This window comes from Pseudaquidulcibacter saccharophilus (assembly GCF_019455445.1).
In the GTDB taxonomy this organism is placed as follows: domain Bacteria; phylum Pseudomonadota; class Alphaproteobacteria; order Caulobacterales; family Aquidulcibacteraceae; genus Pseudaquidulcibacter; species Pseudaquidulcibacter saccharophilus.
Window position 1 is genome coordinate 116,495 of record NZ_JAHWUS010000004.1, and the last position, 17,674, is coordinate 134,168.

Here is a 17,674-nt window from a genome sequence, read left to right on the forward strand (position 1 = left end):
AATTATTAAATCTCACCTCTTGGAGATAAAGAAGAGCTTTCTCTTTCAATGATTGAATATGGCAGTACATGGCGTAGTTGAACGTCATCATTATCATTTTTATCACGCATGTTAGATAAGATGTTAATTGCGCGTCTTGCCATTTCCAAATATGGTTGCCGAACAGTTGTTAGTGGTGGCCAAATCGCAGTTGCAAGATATACGTCATCAAAGCCAACAATTGTAATATCTTCCGGTATTCTTAGACCTCTTTTGTGGGCCGCAGAGCATGTTGCGGCCGCTGTTTCATCATTACATGCAAAAATTGCCGTTGGTAAATCCTTTATTTTCAATAATTCTTCAGATACTTTTAGGCCAGTTTTGAATAAAAAATCGCCTTGCACAATATATTCATCGCGTGGACGTGGTAGATTGTGCATTTCAAAAGCTTCATAGAAGCCCTGGCGGCGTAATAATGATGCGGAGTGATCTGGGTGTCCTGAAATATGCGCAATCTTACGATGCCCCATATTTATTAAATACTCTGTAATTTCTCTTGCTGCCTGCCGCTCATCCATTGCAATAGATACAAAGTCACTATCAAGATTTGTAGGCGATATTAGGGCGCAATTTACATTATTTTCTCTTAAGAAATCTCTTAAAGGGCCAAAGTCACATTGTGTAGGAAGTAATATTATATTTGAAATATTTGAATTTTTTATATATCTTGAAAGGTGAGATTTCCAATCATCTTTGAGGTGGCTAAATAATTCGACTGATAAATAACAACCAGCTTCCATTGCGGCGTGAAGCATGGCGCTTTGAAATCTAGTTTGATAGCCGCTGTCAGGGTCTTCTAGCAATAAACCGATGCCTGATTTATTTCCCAGTCTTAATTGTCGCGCTTGTTGATTAGGCTTGAAATCCATCTCGCGCATAATTTCTAAAATTAACTCGCGGGTAGATAATTTTACTTTTGAATCGCCATTGATTACACGTGACACAGTCTTTGTAGAAACTTCAGCTCTTTTTGCTATATCATAAATCGTAGTCATGAATTTGATTTACCAGTATCTAATTAGATATTTAATAGCCACTACACGGCTAAAGTCATATGTCAAGGACATAAAAATGACATCGATAGACATTTCGCTTGACAAGATGTTTTTTATGTAACATATATGTTTTTAACAAATATAAAGAAAATGGGAGGAAACAAAGACCGGCATTCAGCAGTATGCTGAAACTGGCGAAGTTTCCATAATAAAAATTAATTGTCTATCGGACATTTTGTGTTCGGAGCGTTGTTTTTTTGTATTTGTACAACTGCGTTTGTGCGGTTCAAATATAAAGCAGGGGAGATAAATGAATAAATTATCTAAAAATAAAATCACAAACTTAAAGCTCTTTGCATTAATGGCTTCTGTGTCAACAATTGCTATTGCCGGTGTTGCATCCGCGCAAGAAGTGAGCGTTGGTGAGCAATCTGAAACTGTGGTAGTAAAGGGCGTACGTGGTTCGCAACTACGTTCAGTTTCTGCAAAAAAAATGGCGATTGCGCAAGTTGAAGCAATTTCTGCTGAAGATATTGGCAAACTTCCAGACGTTACTATTGCCGATTCTCTACAACGTGTACCGGGTGTTCAAATTCGTCGTGATGCCGGTGAGGGTTCCACCGTAAATTTACGCGGCTTGGCGCAAACTGTAACCTTATTTAATGGCGAGCAATATCTTTCTGCGGGAAGTATTGGTCAGGCACAGGCAAACTTCCTTGATGTTCCTTCGCAATTAATGAATGGCGTTTTGGTATATAAATCAACAGATCCTCGTACCCCTTTGGCAGGTATATCTGGAACAATCGATTTGAAAACGCGCAGACCGTTTCAATTTGCAGAAGGTTTTGTCTTAACTGGTGGTGCTGATGGTACTAAAGGTAAGTATTCGGACGGCAATGATTTTTCAGTGAATGGTCTTGCAAATTGGCGCAATGACAAAGTTGGCGTTATGTTATCTGGCGCATACAGTGATAACACCTTGGGCGACAATTATTCCGGTTATGGCGGTGGCGTTTATTCAGAAAATGACTGGGGCGCTGGTAAATCTACAAATTACATATCGCCGCACGGGTTTGAGGTTTACAATCGACAGATTCAACGTAAGCGCCTCGGTATCTCAGGTGCATTTGAGGCAAAGTTGGGGGAAGGTTTTACCCTAGTTGCTGAAGGCTTCTATACTAAATTAGAAGAGCATAATCGTGCGGTTGGATTAAACATTTCTAATCGTTGGGATGGTGCAGTATTTTCAAGTTGGCTAAACCCTACGGCATCAACACCAACTGGATTGTCGGATTCGGGTGGTACGCCTTGGGTAAATGTTTCTCAGTACGATATAAATGCTCAATGGCTGAACTCGTTTACAGTTAATCGCACAAATAATTCAGAAGCGAAAAATTTCAATTTAGAATTAAAATATGACAAAGGCGGAAATTTTACGGCAGAAACCCGCTTCATCAAAGCTAAGGCAAATCGCCTTAGTATGAATGGTCAGGTGCAGGGTGATTTGTCTAATTGGCAAATCGATCCAAACGATCCTAATCGATTTACATTGTTCCGCAATGCCGCCGATAGAACGCGCGGTCCGTTCTATCCTTCTTCTATCGCTGCAAATTTCGCAGGACAATATTCTAATTCGATTGTTGGCTCTCTTGGTGGTCGTTACATCAATCCAAATCCATTTGGTATGGGGTCTAATGCACAGCTTCATGTGGATTTTAGCGGAAGCTCTCCAGTATTTTCAGGGTGGGATAAAGTTCTAACCACGGCTGGCGGTCTGGGTGCAGGAAAGACTACTGCTGATTATATGGCCAACCTAGATTCTTATCGTGTTGCTGCTTTCTCATCTGAAGGTAATAATGATGCAAGCACTGATATGGATATTGCAAAAGCAGATGGCCATTATCATTTCGATAACCCATTATTTGGCTTTATCAAAAAAATAGATGGTGGTGTGCGTTATTCTAATCGTGACACTTCAATCGCCCAATTCCACTTATTTTCAAACTTTTATGCAGGCACTGGAATCCAAGTATCTGGCGATGCGGTTCCTGCTAATGGGTGTTTGGCGCAATGGAAGGCAATTGATGTAACCATGAACCAATCACAATGCTCCGCAGGTGAAATGGTTCCAGATCCAGTAACTGGCGCGCTTGTATTCCAAGGATATACAGTCAATCAGCCAACCCCATTGAACAAATATAATGATGTTAAATTCATTACAGGACTTGGCGGCGGTGTGGCGTCTGGAATTCCAGGATTCTGGGCCGTTGATCCAAAGAACTTTGACGATATTGTCGCTTTCCAAGAAAAAGTATTTGGTAAATCAACTCGTGTAATTATCCCTGGCCAGTCGTATGATGTACGTTTGTCTGAAAAATCTGCATACGCAGCAGCAGAGTTTGAAAAAGGAAATGTGAGCGGTAATTTCGGCGTTCATATAATTCAAACGACATTAACTGCGCGTCAGAATTTAACGGGTGCAACATTAGCATATGGTGACACAAACGCTGATATTGGTGATTATGTCGATTCAAATACTTACACAGATGTTTTACCGTCTTTAAACGTGAATATAGATTTACGTGATAATATGAAGCTTAGATTTGCTGCTAGCAAAACTATGCAGCCACTTGATCTAGGTAATTATGGCGGCGGCGTAACTATTAACACAGTTGATGATCCGTTGAATAATCGTCGTATTGTTTCGGGGGCTTCTGCTTCTGGCAACATTCACCTAGACCCATGGAGATCAAGTGATTTTGACGCTTCTTGGGAATGGTATCTTGGCAAAGCAACAATGGTTCATGCGGCCGCATTTTATATCGATATTGCGAGTTTTGTAACCGGTGGGCAGATATTGTCAGCGCCTGGGCAATTTAAAAACTCTGATGGAAGCCCGGCTGCCTCTGTTCCAATTTTCCTTCCGGTTCAAGGCGAAGGTGGTAAAGTTTCTGGTTTAGAGCTAGGTACTCGTATTGCTTTCAAGGATCTAAATGTTCCCAATTACTTGAGCAATTTCGGTATAGATACTAATTATACCTATTCGCCTTCATCGCAGCTTGATAGGGGTTTAGATGGCAAAAAATTGCCGTTTAACGATAACTCCAAGCATCAATATAACTTGGTTGGTTGGTATCAAACCGATAAAATACAATTGCGTTTAGCGTATAATTACCGTTCAGAACGATTAAACAATGTCGTAACAATGGTTGGTAACAGTCGTGTTCCAATCTATGCTGATGCTACAAACTTCGTAGATTTTAACGCAACATATAATGTGAATGATAAAGTATCGATTTATTTGAACGCATCTAACGTTACTGGTGAAATTGAAACTTATAATTATAAGTTCTCAAACTCTAGCAAACAATTTGCATTCCAAAATGAATTTGAGCGAAGATTGACACTCGGCGTTAGAGCTAAATGGTAAAAGGTTGAAATTGCCTGCAGCTTAAAAACTCTTCCCCAGTGAGTGATGTGGGCAATTTTTCTTAAGGGGTGGTGATGGTTTGTTCCCCATTGTCACCCCTTAAGGCATAATAAATTTATAGATAAAATGTAGCGATTAATATTCTAAACTGGAAATTCTTATGCCAAAAATAAAAAAAATCATCATTGTAGGTGGTGGGACGGCAGGGTTTATGACTGCAAGCAGTCTAATAAATTCTTACGGAAATTCTGGCATAAACATAACCTTGATTGAATCTAGCAAAATTAAAACAATTGGGGTCGGCGAAGCGACAATACCTACTATTAGGTCTTTTTATCACCAATTAGGAATTAGTGACCAAGAAGTCATTGCAAAAACAGGCGCAACAGCAAAGCTTGGCATTCAATTTAATGGATGGAAAAATAAAGATTCCAGCTTTGTGCATCCTTTTGGCGGTTTTGGCCATGATTTCAATAATATCGGGTTTTGGCATTATTTGAATGCTTATGAGCCAGAAATATTAGATGGAGGTCTAGACAATTTAGCGCTTGGATCAGCATTGGCAAAAGCAGGAAAATTTGCTCTTCCTGATCCAATAAAAGATACTACTCCAATCTATGCCAGATTTGATTGGGCATTACATATTGATGCAATGCTATTTGCAAATTTTCTGAAAGACTATTCTCTTGCCAAGGGCTTAAATTACATCGATGCCAAAATTGAGAAAGTTGAAATAAATGAGAATAATGGTTTCATAAAATCATTATTGCTTGATGACGGCAAAGTAGTTGAAGCAGACCTATTTATTGATTGCTCTGGCTTTGAAGCAATTTTGATAGGAAAGACACTTGGCAATAAATTTGAATCTTATGAAAAACATCTGCTGACAAATGCCGCCTGGGCGATGCCAAGCAAGCGGATTGAAAACCCAATCGCCTTAACTAAGGTTACCGCCCACTCAGCAGGTTGGCAATGGCAAATCCCTCTTAATCACCGGACTGGAAATGGACACGTTTTTGCCCGTGATTTTATGAACGATGAATTAGCTTTACAGATTTTAGAAACAAATCTTCCTAGTGAAAAGCGTGAAGATGCGCGTCTTATAAAATTCACACCTGGGCGAAGAAATCCGTGGGATAAGAATTGTATTGCAATTGGCCTGAGTAGCGGTTTTCTTGAGCCATTAGAATCGACTGCGATTGCGTTGATACAAAATGGTATTGAACGTATTAAAATGTTCTTCCCCTTTGATGGAATAGATGAAAAAGTTATCAAAGAACATAATCGTATTGCGCAAAAAGAATTTGAAAGAGTGCGTGATTTTATCATTCTCCATTATAAACTTAATCAGCGTGGTGATTCTGAGTTTTGGCGATATGTTGCGCAAATGGATATCCCAGATACTCTTAGTGAAAAAATAGAATTATATAAAAGACGTGGTCATTTTGTACGATATTCGTGGGAAATGTTTCATCACATTTCTTGGCTTGCAATGTATTCAGGCTTTGGGGTTTTACCACAAAACCACGAGTTAATGGTTGAAAATATGGGGCAAAGTAATTTTAGAAATGCGCTTAATCAGATTAATTTAGATATAGAAAGAATTGTGGCGCGTGCGCCATTACATTCACAATTTATCAATCATTGTAACAAGGTGGCGAGTTAGTTTTATGCAAAATAACGAAATAAAAAAAATTATCATCGCCGGTGGTGGTACTGCTGGATGGCTGGCCGCAGCATTATTTTCCACCCACATACCAAAAGAACGTCTTGAAATTGTCCTGATTGAATCAGATGAAATTGGTACGATTGGTGTCGGCGAATCTACTATTCCGCCATTTCTTGGTCTTTTAAGAAATCTTGGAATTAATGAACAAGATTTTATTAAAAAGTGTCATGCAAGTTTTAAGTTGGGCATCAAGTTTGATGATTGGCATAAAATTGGTGAAAGCTATTTCCACCCATTTGGGCAAATTGGTGCAAATATTGGAAATACTGATTTCTATAACGCATGGTTATATGCAACGCAAAACGGGCTTGATATTCCTCTTCAAGATTTTTCACCCTCGAGCGTCATGGCACGCGAAAATCGATTTATGTTACCGATTATGGCGCAAGGAAGCCCAATAAACAACGCTGCATTCGCGCTGCATCTTGATGCAAAATTGGCGGCAAAATATTTACGAACACACTCTGAATCACAAGGCGTGAAGCGAATAGAGGGTTTGATTGAACGCGTTGAAAAGCACGAAAACGGATTTATAAAATCTTTAACAACCAAGCGCGGCGAAGTATTGGATGCCGATTTTTTTGTAGATTGTACAGGGTTTCGTGCGCTTTTAATCGGAGATAGCTTGGGGGTCGGTTACATTTCATGGGAAAATGAATTGCTCTGTAACCGTGCGATTGCCGTACAGACTGAAAATACTGACATTCCTGATGCTTATACAACTTCAGCAGCGCAAGATTTTGGGTGGCGCTGGAGAATACCTCTACAATCACGTTCTGGTAATGGTTATGTTTTTTCATCTCAATTTATATCTGATGATGAAGCAACGGCAAAATTATTATCTCAGGTTCAAGGAAAACCAATAACTGATCCTATGGTGGTGCCGTTCCAGTCGGGAATGAGAAAAGAGATTTGGTCAAAGAATGTATTGTCTTTGGGGTTGGCGTCAGGATTTATTGAACCGCTTGAATCAACTGCAATACATTTAGTTTATCGCACTTTGGATTTTTTCTTCAGATATTTTCCAGACAAAAATTGCGATGCCGTTTTGGCGAACGATTTTAACCGACGTATTGCCAACGACTATATTGAAATTAAGGATTTCATTGTTGCACACTATTGTCTCACAGAGCGTGAAGACACGGAATTTTGGCGATGGTGCAAAAACCAACCCATTACACAAGACCTACGTAATAAAATCGAGGTTTTCAAGAAATCATCCGCACTAAGAGAGACTGGCCCAGAGGAGTTATTCCGCGCGCCATCTTGGTATTCGATATTTGAAGGCATGGGTGTAAGGCCAAAGCGTTATAATTTTTTAGCTGACGCTTTGGAATTAGAGGAATTAGTTCAATTTTTGGGGAAAATAAAACCTGAATTGGACAATTATGTTAGAAAATTGCCGACTTTAAAGCAGTTCATAAATGAAAACTGTAAGGCACAATAAAAGGGAGCGTAACTTGAAAAATTCATACCTAGGCAAGTCGCTAGCGGGATGCGCGGCGATGATTGTTGTTGCTGTTTCTAATCATGCAGTGGCTCAATCAATGAGTGAAAATTATGCAAATGATTTAGTAAAAAAAATGACGCGTGAAGAAAAACTTCAAATGTTGATGGGGTATTTTTCGACAACTGCTGCTTGGCTAAAAAGTACGGCACCAAAGAATGGAATGCCTAACTCTGCTGGTTATATTGAAGGCATATCTCGCCTTGGAATACCGGCACAATCACAAACAGATGCTGGTATTGGCGTTGCCACGCAAAGATCGCCTAATCCAAGGGAAAGAACGGCATTGCCATCTGGTATAGCGATTGCCGCAACTTTTAACGATGAAATCGCATATAAAGGTGGCGCAATGATTGGAAACGAAGCCTGGTTATCAGGCTTTAATGTCATGCTTGCTGGTGGCGCAAATTTATTACGCGAACCTCGAAATGGTCGTAACTTTGAATATACCGGAGAAGATCCACTTCTTTCAGGTGCTATTACAGGAAATACTATTAAAGGCATTCAGTCTAATCATATTATATCCACATTAAAACATTTTGCTTTTAATGATCAGGAAACTAACCGCTTCACAATTGACGTACAAATTGGTGAGCAGGCAGCACGTCAATCTGATTTATTGGCATTTGAAATTGCCAATGAAATTGGGAAGCCTGGTTCCGTAATGTGTGCATATAATCGTGTTAATGGTGATTATGCTTGTGAGAATGATTGGCTATTAAATAAAGTCTTGAAAAATGAATGGGGCTTTAAAGGATATGTTATGTCAGATTGGGGGGCAACCCATTCTACAATCCCGGCAGCTAATCGAGGTCTTGATCAACAATCAGGTTATCCTTTTGATAAATCGCCATATTTTGCAGGCGCCCTAGATGAGGCAGTTAACAATAATCACGTTAGTGAAGCGCGATTGGATGATATGGTAGGCCGCATATTGTTTGCTATGCATGAAAATGGCTTGTTTGAAAAACCATTAAATGGTGACCAATCGGCAAAGATAGATTTTGTTGCAAATGGAAAAATTACCCAAGAAGCAGCCGAAGAGTCTATTGTTCTTTTGAAAAATGATCGAAATATTTTGCCAATTTCTAAAACAGCCAAGAAAATTATTATAATTGGTGGACATGCTGACAAGGGTGTTCTGTCTGGCGGTGGTTCTTCCCAAGTTTATCCTGTTGGGGGAATGGCAATACCAAATGAAGGACCGGCTGAATTCCCTGGCCCAATGGTGTTTTATCCGTCTTCTCCATTAAAAGAACTACAAAAGCTTACCACCGCCGAAATAACTTATTATGACGGTGCAGATATTAACAAAGCCGCAGAACTTTCAAGTAAAGCTGATTTAGCAATTGTATTTGCAAACCAATGGACTGGTGAAAGTGTTGATGTCGTTAATTTAAATCTTCAAAACAATGCTGATGAACTAATAGGAAAAGTTGCTTCTGCAAACTCAAATACTGTCGTGGTTTTGCAAACTGGTGGGCCGGTGGTTATGCCTTGGCTTGATAAAGTTGGCGCAGTTATTGAGGCGTGGTACCCTGGAACATCAGGTGGAAAAGCAATTGCCCGGGTTCTCGTTGGTGAAGTAAATCCATCGGGTGCCCTTCCGGCAAGTTTTGTAACCTCAATAAATCAAATCCCAAGACCAAAGCTTGGGGGTGATGAGGTTGGCATTGCCGTAAATAATCCAAGTCAATTAAAGGGTCGGGTGAGCGTTGACTATAATATTGAAGGTGCGGCAGTCGGTTATAAATGGCTCGATAAAACCAATCAAACTCCGCTATTTCCATTTGGCTATGGATTGTCTTATTCAAATTTTGAAATGAAAAATTTTAAAGTTCGTGCAGATAAATCAAAAGTGACCGTTAATTTTTCAATTAAAAACAATTCAAAAGTTGATGGCAAGGCAATTGCCCAGATATATGCTATGCCAAGCAGCGATTTATGGGAAGCACCTAAACGTTTGGTGGGTTACAAAAAAATGCAATTAGCAAAAATGCAAGAGAAAAGCGGAACTATTGAAATAAACCCGAAAACACTCGCTGTTTATAATCCTGAAATAAAGAAATGGGTCATAAAAGGCGGTGATTATGATTTTACTTTATCGAAATCATCTGCTCAACATATTCAAAAGATTAAAGTCAAACTTGAAGAAACAATATTGGATTAAAATTATTGCCAATGAGTATTTTACGAATGAATGTATAATAGATGCAGAATTATCAAAAGCTTTCACTTATAATTCTGTATATTTATTATGCTATGTTGCTATCCTCGGCTGGCGCCGTTATTTCACAATCAATTTTATCATTTGGGTTGTTGAAGGATGCGGCGTCATATCTTGATGGGTACAAAGATATTCCAGCTGTAATTGTTAGCTTTTTTGCCGCTGGAATAGCATATCGTTTCGGCTATAAATTGGTGGTCATAGCATCGCTTGTACTAACTTCACTTGCGTGCATGTTGATGCCGATATTTCCATCGTTTACCACCGTTAAAATACTCTTCATTATTGTTGGTGTGTGCTTTGTTTTCATAAAAGTATCTGTGTATCCAATAATTGGTTTAATTACGAATGACAGTAAACAACATGCTTCCCTAACATCGACCGTAGAAGGCATGTTTATGGTTGGGGTATTGATTGGCGCATGGGTTTTTGCGTATTTTGTAGATGATATAGATCAGACATCACTTAAATGGTTGCGCGTTTATTGGCTTTTGGCTGTTATTGGCGGCATCTCAAGTTTGATTTGGATGCTAATCAGAATTCCTGAATATGAAAAACACGAAAAAACCGAAGCCGTAAATTTCTATACGGCTACAAAGGGATTGCTGGTTTATAGCTTCACAATTTTTTTTCTATTGGGTGCGTTTGTTTATGTTTTGATTGAACAAGGTTTATCAACTTGGCTGCCAACATTTAATCGTGAAATATTAAAAGCTGACCCTAGTCTTGCAATTGAAATTGGTTCTTTAATGGCGGGGGCATCTGCGTCTGGTCGTATTTTATATGGTATGATATTCAGGCGCATTAATTGGTTTTTACCATTAATTGTTTCAATATTTATGGCAATAGCTTTAATTATAACCTCTGTAATATGGTTGCCCAATGTTACAAACAGTATATCAAAATGGTCACAGGCGCCTGTGCAAATTTATATTTTACCATTAGTTGGTTTTTTCATTGCGCCAATATACCCGACGCTAAATTCAGTTATTCTATCGTCTTTACCAAAAAAGCAACATGCTTCAATGTCGGCATTGATTATCGTATTTTCTGCAATTGGAAGTACTACGGGAAGTATTATAGTGGGCAATGTGTTTCAATTGATTGGTGGTAAGTTTACATATTTAGTTTTGATTATACCGTTAACTTTGCTTGCCGCAATTTTAACAAAGCTGAAACAAGAATTGCAAAATCAATAAAAATTATAGGGGGATAAATATGACAAATATTTGCACAAATTCTAAAAGCGACAACGAACAGGAGGCATCATATATCAATGCTCCTGAGCTCCAGTTTTTTGTAATGGGCTTGTTTTTCATTTTTGGGGGAATAACCAGCTTAAACGATGTAATGATACCAAAATTGAAAGAGCTTTTCTCACTTAATTATGCTCAGGTCATGTTGGTGCAGTCCGCATTTTTTGCCGCATATTTTGTTATTTCAATTCCTGGGGCGCATTTGGTTAAACGCATCGGTTATATGCGCGGGGCTGTCGTTGGACTTTTAACAATGCTTGTTGGATGTCTATTATTTATACCTGCATCATACAGCGCTAAATTCATAATATTCCTGCTTGCACTATTCGTTTTGGCAAGTGGTGTTACAATTGTCCAAGTTGTAACAAACCCACTAATATCTTTGCTTGGCCCATCAAAAACTTCTCATAGCCGACTAACATTTGCGCAAGCCTTTAACTCGCTTGGCACAACAATTTTTCCGTATCTTGGTTCGTTAATTATTTTGGGTGGTTTGAATAAAATTGACCCCAAAACAATTGATGCAGCAGCACTAGCGGTTTACCGTGCCACAGAGACACAAGTAATAGTTAAAACATATCTATTCCTTGCGCTTGCAATTTTAATTATTGCCAGCGTAGTGTGGATGAACCGTAATCGTTTGGTTGGCGAAAAGCATGAAACAGGTTCATTCTTTAGAAGTTTCAATCTTCTAAAAGAAAAACGGTTTGGTTTAGGGGTGGCTTGTATATTTCTCTATGTTGGTGCGGAGGTTGCAATTGGCTCGCTTATTGTGAACTATCTAATGCAAAGCCATACATTAGGATTAACAGAGCAAGATGCAGGAAAACATATTCCACTATATTGGGGAGGGGCTTTAATTGGCCGCTTTATCGGATCCGCAGTTTTACGGATGTTTCGCCCTGGTCTAGTGCTGGCTGCTGTTGCTGCTGGTGCTATTACACTGATTTTGATTTCATCTAATTCAAGCGGAATAATTGCAGGATATTCTTTATTGGCAATTGGATTAATGAATTCGATAATGTTTCCAACCATTTTTAGCCTTGCTTCAGAAAACCTTGGAACACGGGCGGCAGATGGGTCTGGTATCATCTGTGTGGCAATTGTTGGCGGGGCAATAATCCCCCCTCTTACAGGTGTTGCCGCTGATATTACCCATAGTCTTGCCGCTTCTTTGACCATACCGGCGCTATGTTACTTAATGATTGCATCTTATGGATTTTATACAAGCAAAGCATCGAGTTAACATTTTCGAGATTGCCTCAAAATCTTTCTAAGATTCCACATGTGATTTAAATTTGACCCTGCCCTGCTTATTGGAAATGCGTTCAACTCAAATGAAAGTTATAACTTTTGAGCAGGGTGTTTTGTATAAGGTGTAAAGATACAAGCCTAAAAGCATTTTGTTCGCGCATACAGGCGAAAAGTTTAAATCTATGATTTAGCAATGCTGATGGTGACGGCAATCTATATAATCAATGAAAACAACACATTGCGTATCCGCAGGGTGATAAAATATTTTGTTTTGAATAATTACACAAAAGCTTCACATATAAATAGTACACGAACGTACCGTTTATAGCTGATGGGGGCTTTCGTGAAAAAACACCTTTTTTATAACATATCATTTCTTACAATAATTATGTCTTGTTGGGGCGTTTCAAGCGCAAGTGCCCAAGCCGTGGAAGCTGTTGCCAACAATTCGACCGATAATAATGAAATAATAATTGTTACAGCACAAAAACGTTCGCAAAAAATCACCGAAGTTCCAATGTCTCTAAGTGCTTATAATGGCGCTTTTCTAAACCGTATCGGCGCAACTGAATTAAATAAGGTTGCGCAAATTACACCAGGTTTGGTTATCGAATTACAAGATAGGCTTCTTCCTGGTATTTCTTTGCGTGGCATTACATCAGATGATATTTCACCGGCATTTGAACCACGGGTCGCGGTTTTTCAAGATGGTGTTCCAATTACACAAATCGCGTCTGCATATTCTGAGATTTTAGACGTTGATAGGATTGAAGTTGAAAAAGGGCCACAAAGCACATTACACGGTCGCTCGGCGCTTAATGGTGGTATTTCAACTTTTCAAAAAATGCCAAATAGCGAATTCGGTGCCGAGTACAAACTGGGTGTCGGCGATCATAATTATGGCTTGGTTCAGGGGGTTATTAACGCGCCGATATCTGATGATTTTGGTGTTCGTCTCGCGGCATTGATTCATAAGCAAGACGGCTATGTAAAAGATGCTGAAACTGGTGATACTTATAATAATGTCGATGCAAGAGCCTTTCGCCTTTCGGCGCAATATTTGCCAACAGATGCCCTTTCGTTTAAATTTACTGGAACCTATGATTTAGATGACACCAAAAGCGGTGGTGCATTCAAATCGGCAACATTCCTTCCAGTTAATCAGGCAACTGGCGCGGTTGAGGGTACAACAGATTTTTGGACTGCAACCCATATAGGCACATTTGGAACTTTGCCTGCACCATATACCAAGCGTAAAGTGCTTGGCCTAAGTGGAACAACTAATTATCGTATAAATGATAAAGCTGAACTTACTTCTATAAGTGGGTATCGTTGGTATAATGCATGCCAAGCAGGCGATATTGACGGCACAACGACAAATATTCTTGCTTATGAACAATGCAATGCTGGAAAACAATATTCCCAAGAATTACGCATGAATTTTAAGAATATTGGGAAGTTTGATGGCTTCGTTGGCGCAAGTTATTTCAAAGCTAATAATGATGCAAATACTGACCTTGCCGCCGATGAACGTGCCGTTGCTCTTTTAATGAAGGGCGTTTTACATAAATATGCACCAATCGGTCTTACAAATTCACAGATTAACTCAATGCTAGGTGCGGCGGCGGCTGTTTATAAACCGTCACATATCGACAGAAAGGCATTAACCGCAGATATTGAAACATATGATTTCTTTGCCGATGGCACGTATCACCTAACCAATAATTTTGAAATTTTTGCCGGTGGACGTGTTACGCATGATCAAAAAGACGTAACATTACAAGTGACAACGCCAAATGGGGTTTCAAAACTTACTGGTAAAGGTCTTTTGATGACAATGACGCCTAATGGCTCTGTGGTAAGTGGAAGCATTTCATCAAACCTTACAACGGGTCGTGTTGGTTTGCGCTATGTATTTAACCCTAGTGTCAATATTTATGCGGTTTATGGCATTGGTAAACGACCATCGATGCTAGAGCTTAATTCAAATGGCGGTGGCGATATTATTCCGGCAGAAGAATTAAAATCTGCTGAGACTGGTGTGAAATTTGCGCTTTTAAACGGCAACTTAATTGGTGATGCATCGGTTTATCATTATAATTATTCAAATTTCCAAACCAAGCAGCGCAACGAAGGCGTATTGGTAACTATTAATGCCGGTGATGCCTCTGCGACAGGGTTCGAAAGCCAATTAAGCTATAAAATCACTAAAGATTTTTCTGTATTTGGTTCGTATGCTTATAATCGTGCGCGTTTTGAATCTGGTGCATTTAAAGGGAACTTTTTCCGAAATAGTCCAGATAATAAATTTGCGCTTGGCATGAATTTATCAAAAAATCTGCAAAATGGTGTCATAAGTTTTGCGCCATTATATAGCTGGCAGTCAAAAATATTCTTCTCCGATGATAATGACAGGGCTGATTTGCAAGTTCGTTCACCAGCAGCATTTTCAGACACCAAAGTTGATGAATTCCAGAAAGAATTTGGGCTCTTAAGTGCTAAGGTTAATTATACACCATCTTCACAAAAATGGACGGCATCTTTGGTTGGCGACAACCTACTTGATGAAAAATATTTGGTTGATGCCGGCAATACAGGCGATTCATTTGGGATGCCAACTTTTGTGGCGGGTGCGCGTCGCACTGTTCGTTTGGAAATCAATATAAAACTGTAATTCTTGTGTGGCATATCATTCATTATTAAAAGTGAATTGGGGTTGACTATGAAAATAGATAGACGTGGGATTCTGGGCGCAGCAGGTGTTTTGGCGGGTGCAGTTGCAACAAATGCAAAGGCTGCTGAAAGCAAAAGAGTTAAATTTCTGCACGGTATTGCATCTGGTGATCCGTTGCAGGACCGCGTTATTCTATGGACACGTGTTACACCTGAAGCCAATGAAAATAACGACATTTGGGTTGATTGGGAAATTGCATCAGATGAAGGTTTCAAAAAGCTAATCAATCATGGAAAGATAAAAACCAACTCAAGTTATGATTATACCGTAAAAGTCGATGCAACCGAGCTAAAACCATATACGGATTATTATTACCGTTTTAAGTGTGGTGATATTGTATCGCCGATTGGTAAAACCCGCACTTTGCCAATTGGCAATGTTGAAGATTATGTGATTGTTGCGGCATCATGTGCATTATTCTCGTGTGGGTTTTATAATGCCTATAAAGAGATTGCGAATATGCAAAACCTTGATGTTGTTTTACATCTTGGCGATTATATTTATGAATATGGCAGCAATCCTGACCAACTTGGCATGACAATTGGTGAAAAAATTGGGCGTTATCCGATGCCGGCGCATGAAGCCGTAACACTCGAAGATTACCGCGAACGCTATGCTTGTTATCGTCTTGACCCTGATTTACAGGCGGCACATGCGCGCGCACCATGGATTTGTGTTTGGGATGATCATGAAACTGCCAATGATGATTGGGTTGGTGGTGCGCAAGATCACCAACCTAATGAGGGCGATTGGAAAGTTCGTGCCAAGGCATCTGTTCTTGCATATTATGAATGGATTCCTATCCGTGAGCCAGAAAAAGGCAAGCGTCCCGAAGCCATCAACCGTGTTTTTCAAATTGGTAATCTTGCAAGCATTATAATGATGGAAAACCGTCTCGTCGGGCGTAGTCGTCAAATAGATATACAAAACCCGTCTGATGTAAGGTGGACTGTAATTGATAATTCCGATAAAAATAACCCGATTGTTATTAGCGACCAAAACAAAACCAGAGAGATTTTAGGGCTGATTGCTGCTGGCAAAGAAATCCCAAATAATTATGAAATTAAGCCAGATTATGTTTCTTTACGGGCCTCAATAAATGCCCCAGAGCGAACAGTATTTGGTGCCGAGCAAGAAAAATGGCTTGAACAAGAAATCACAAAATCTGTGCAATCAGACAAGGCATGGCAAATTATTGGCAATCAGGTTGTCATGGCCAATTGTTTGGGAATTGATATCCCGAACTTTATGGGCAAAGATAGATGGGACAAAACACTATCACATATGTCACCAAAATTGCGACCATGGGTTAAACAATTAGAAAACCTACCAAAAGATCTTCCGTTTGGTTTCGATGGTTGGGATGCCTATCCTGCGGCACGCCAAAGGGTTGACGATATATTTGAAAAAACCAATTCACGCACAATTGTGCTTTCTGGCGATAGTCACGCTTTCTGGCTTAATGAACTAAATAATAAATCAGGAAAAATGATTGCCGCCGAAATTGGAACAACCTCTATAACCAGTTCAAGTCTTGGCGATATGCTAGGCGGTCTTGAGCTTGGCCCAGAATATAGCAACAAGTGCAAAGAAGTTTTATTCTGCAATCATTTAACACGCGGCTTCGCTGTCTTGACCTTAAATAAGGATGAGGCGAAAGTTGATTTAATAGGTGTTAGCACAGTGTTTAGCAAAGAATATAAGCCATTTTTGTTGAAATCATCGGTAATTAAACCAGCACAGAATGGTGGCCTAGAGCGGTTAAAGCTTATCTAGTGGTTTTTAATATATTTATTGCTTGATCTACAATAGTTTCGATTTGTGCTTTGCTGATATTAATTCGTCTAACAACTATGTGGTAAAAAAAACCACCGATTAGGGTATTCATGGCGAAATCAATTGTTTCGTTTGGGGCATCTGGCACTATTTTTTTGAATTGCTTCTCATAATAAGGGGTAATTGCATTAAGGTGCAGATTGAAAACTTCGGCAAGTTCTGGTGATTTGTGGGCAATGGTTGCAACGTTCAAAATTGCCCTGCCACGGTAATCTGCAAGATAATCAATACCGATCTGCACAAGATTGCATATCGCTTCACGTGGCGAAATATCATCATTTTCATCGGGACGCAGGGAATATAGTGTTTCACGCATAACCGATTGAACAAGTTTTGCCTTCGATGGATAACGACGATAAATCGTTGCACGATTGCTTCCAACTTCTTTGGCTACCGCCTCATATGTTAGGCCATCATAACCTTCTTGGGACAATATTTTCCAAGTTGCTTGTATGATTTTTTTGCTTTTATCTTCGTCAAAAGGTCGACCACGCGGCCCGTGCTTTTTAGCATTAGAATCAAGAATAACAGCAACGTCTTTTACCATAATATTCAGGCTATATCATAAATATTCAAATATAAACCCTTTATATGATTTAAACTTTAAATCTTTGCACGAATATTTATGGTTGGTGACACCAAAATTATATGATGTGATGAGTTGTTG

The 17,674-nt window shown here is 39.4% G+C and carries 10 protein-coding genes; 8 read left to right on the forward strand and 2 right to left on the reverse strand.

The window, feature by feature from the left end; all coding sequences use genetic code 11:
• Nucleotides 1-5 precede the first annotated feature (5 nt).
• Nucleotides 6-1,034 carry a LacI family DNA-binding transcriptional regulator gene (locus KXV15_RS11895; protein WP_240008428.1) on the reverse strand — a complete coding sequence of 343 codons (1,029 nt, stop codon included), beginning with the start codon at nt 1,032-1,034 and terminating at the stop codon, nt 6-8.
• Between the two features lie 310 nt (nt 1,035-1,344).
• Here KXV15_RS11895 and KXV15_RS11900 point away from each other — a divergent pair, with 310 nt between their 5' ends.
• From KXV15_RS11900 to KXV15_RS11935, 8 genes are all read left to right on the forward strand, one after another.
• Nucleotides 1,345-4,464, forward strand: a complete 3,120-nt coding sequence (locus KXV15_RS11900; RefSeq protein ID WP_240008429.1) for a TonB-dependent receptor — start codon at nt 1,345-1,347, stop codon at nt 4,462-4,464.
• Nucleotides 4,465-4,624: 160 nt separating this feature from the next.
• The gene (locus tag KXV15_RS11905; RefSeq protein WP_240008430.1) at nt 4,625-6,130 is read left to right on the forward strand and encodes a tryptophan halogenase family protein; all 1,506 of its coding nucleotides are present in this window, start codon (nt 4,625-4,627) and stop codon (nt 6,128-6,130) included.
• Nucleotides 6,131-6,134: 4 nt separating this feature from the next.
• Nucleotides 6,135-7,640: a tryptophan halogenase family protein gene (locus tag KXV15_RS11910; protein ID WP_240008431.1), complete on the forward strand. Its 1,506-nt coding sequence runs from the start codon at nt 6,135-6,137 to the stop codon at nt 7,638-7,640.
• A gap of 13 nt (nt 7,641-7,653) precedes the next feature.
• On the forward strand, nt 7,654-9,870 hold the full coding sequence (locus KXV15_RS11915; RefSeq protein WP_240008432.1) for a beta-glucosidase family protein: 2,217 nt from the start codon (nt 7,654-7,656) through the stop codon (nt 9,868-9,870).
• Between the two features lie 41 nt (nt 9,871-9,911).
• On the forward strand, nt 9,912-11,126 hold the full coding sequence (locus tag KXV15_RS11920) for an MFS transporter (RefSeq protein ID WP_275671629.1): 1,215 nt from the start codon (nt 9,912-9,914) through the stop codon (nt 11,124-11,126).
• A gap of 19 nt (nt 11,127-11,145) precedes the next feature.
• Nucleotides 11,146-12,429: a sugar MFS transporter gene (locus tag KXV15_RS11925; protein WP_240008434.1), complete on the forward strand. Its 1,284-nt coding sequence runs from the start codon at nt 11,146-11,148 to the stop codon at nt 12,427-12,429.
• 351 nt (nt 12,430-12,780) lie between these two features.
• Entirely contained in the window at nt 12,781-15,111 is a 2,331-nt protein-coding gene (locus KXV15_RS11930) for a TonB-dependent receptor (RefSeq protein WP_240008435.1), read from the forward strand.
• 48 nt (nt 15,112-15,159) lie between these two features.
• Entirely contained in the window at nt 15,160-16,947 is a 1,788-nt protein-coding gene (locus KXV15_RS11935; protein WP_240008436.1) for an alkaline phosphatase D family protein, read from the forward strand.
• Here KXV15_RS11935 and KXV15_RS11940 read toward each other — a convergent pair.
• Entirely contained in the window at nt 16,940-17,554 is a 615-nt protein-coding gene (locus KXV15_RS11940) for a TetR/AcrR family transcriptional regulator (RefSeq protein WP_240008437.1), read from the reverse strand. The genes KXV15_RS11935 and KXV15_RS11940 overlap by 8 nt on opposite strands.
• Nucleotides 17,555-17,674 lie beyond the last annotated feature (120 nt).

What these genes read in the sequence shown, in the direction of transcription:
- KXV15_RS11910 (WP_240008431.1), top strand. Translation starts at nt 6,135, where the DNA reads ATGCAAAATAACGAAATAAAAAAAATTATCATCGCCGGTGGTGGTACT.
- KXV15_RS11900 (WP_240008429.1), top strand. Translation starts at nt 1,345, where the DNA reads ATGAATAAATTATCTAAAAATAAAATCACAAACTTAAAGCTCTTTGCA.
- KXV15_RS11940 (WP_240008437.1), bottom strand. Translation starts at nt 17,554, where the DNA reads ATGGTAAAAGACGTTGCTGTTATTCTTGATTCTAATGCTAAAAAGCAC.
- KXV15_RS11905 (WP_240008430.1), top strand. Translation starts at nt 4,625, where the DNA reads ATGCCAAAAATAAAAAAAATCATCATTGTAGGTGGTGGGACGGCAGGG.
- KXV15_RS11920 (WP_275671629.1), top strand. Translation starts at nt 9,912, where the DNA reads ATGCAGAATTATCAAAAGCTTTCACTTATAATTCTGTATATTTATTAT.
- KXV15_RS11895 (WP_240008428.1), bottom strand. Translation starts at nt 1,034, where the DNA reads ATGACTACGATTTATGATATAGCAAAAAGAGCTGAAGTTTCTACAAAG.
- KXV15_RS11935 (WP_240008436.1), top strand. Translation starts at nt 15,160, where the DNA reads ATGAAAATAGATAGACGTGGGATTCTGGGCGCAGCAGGTGTTTTGGCG.
- KXV15_RS11925 (WP_240008434.1), top strand. Translation starts at nt 11,146, where the DNA reads ATGACAAATATTTGCACAAATTCTAAAAGCGACAACGAACAGGAGGCA.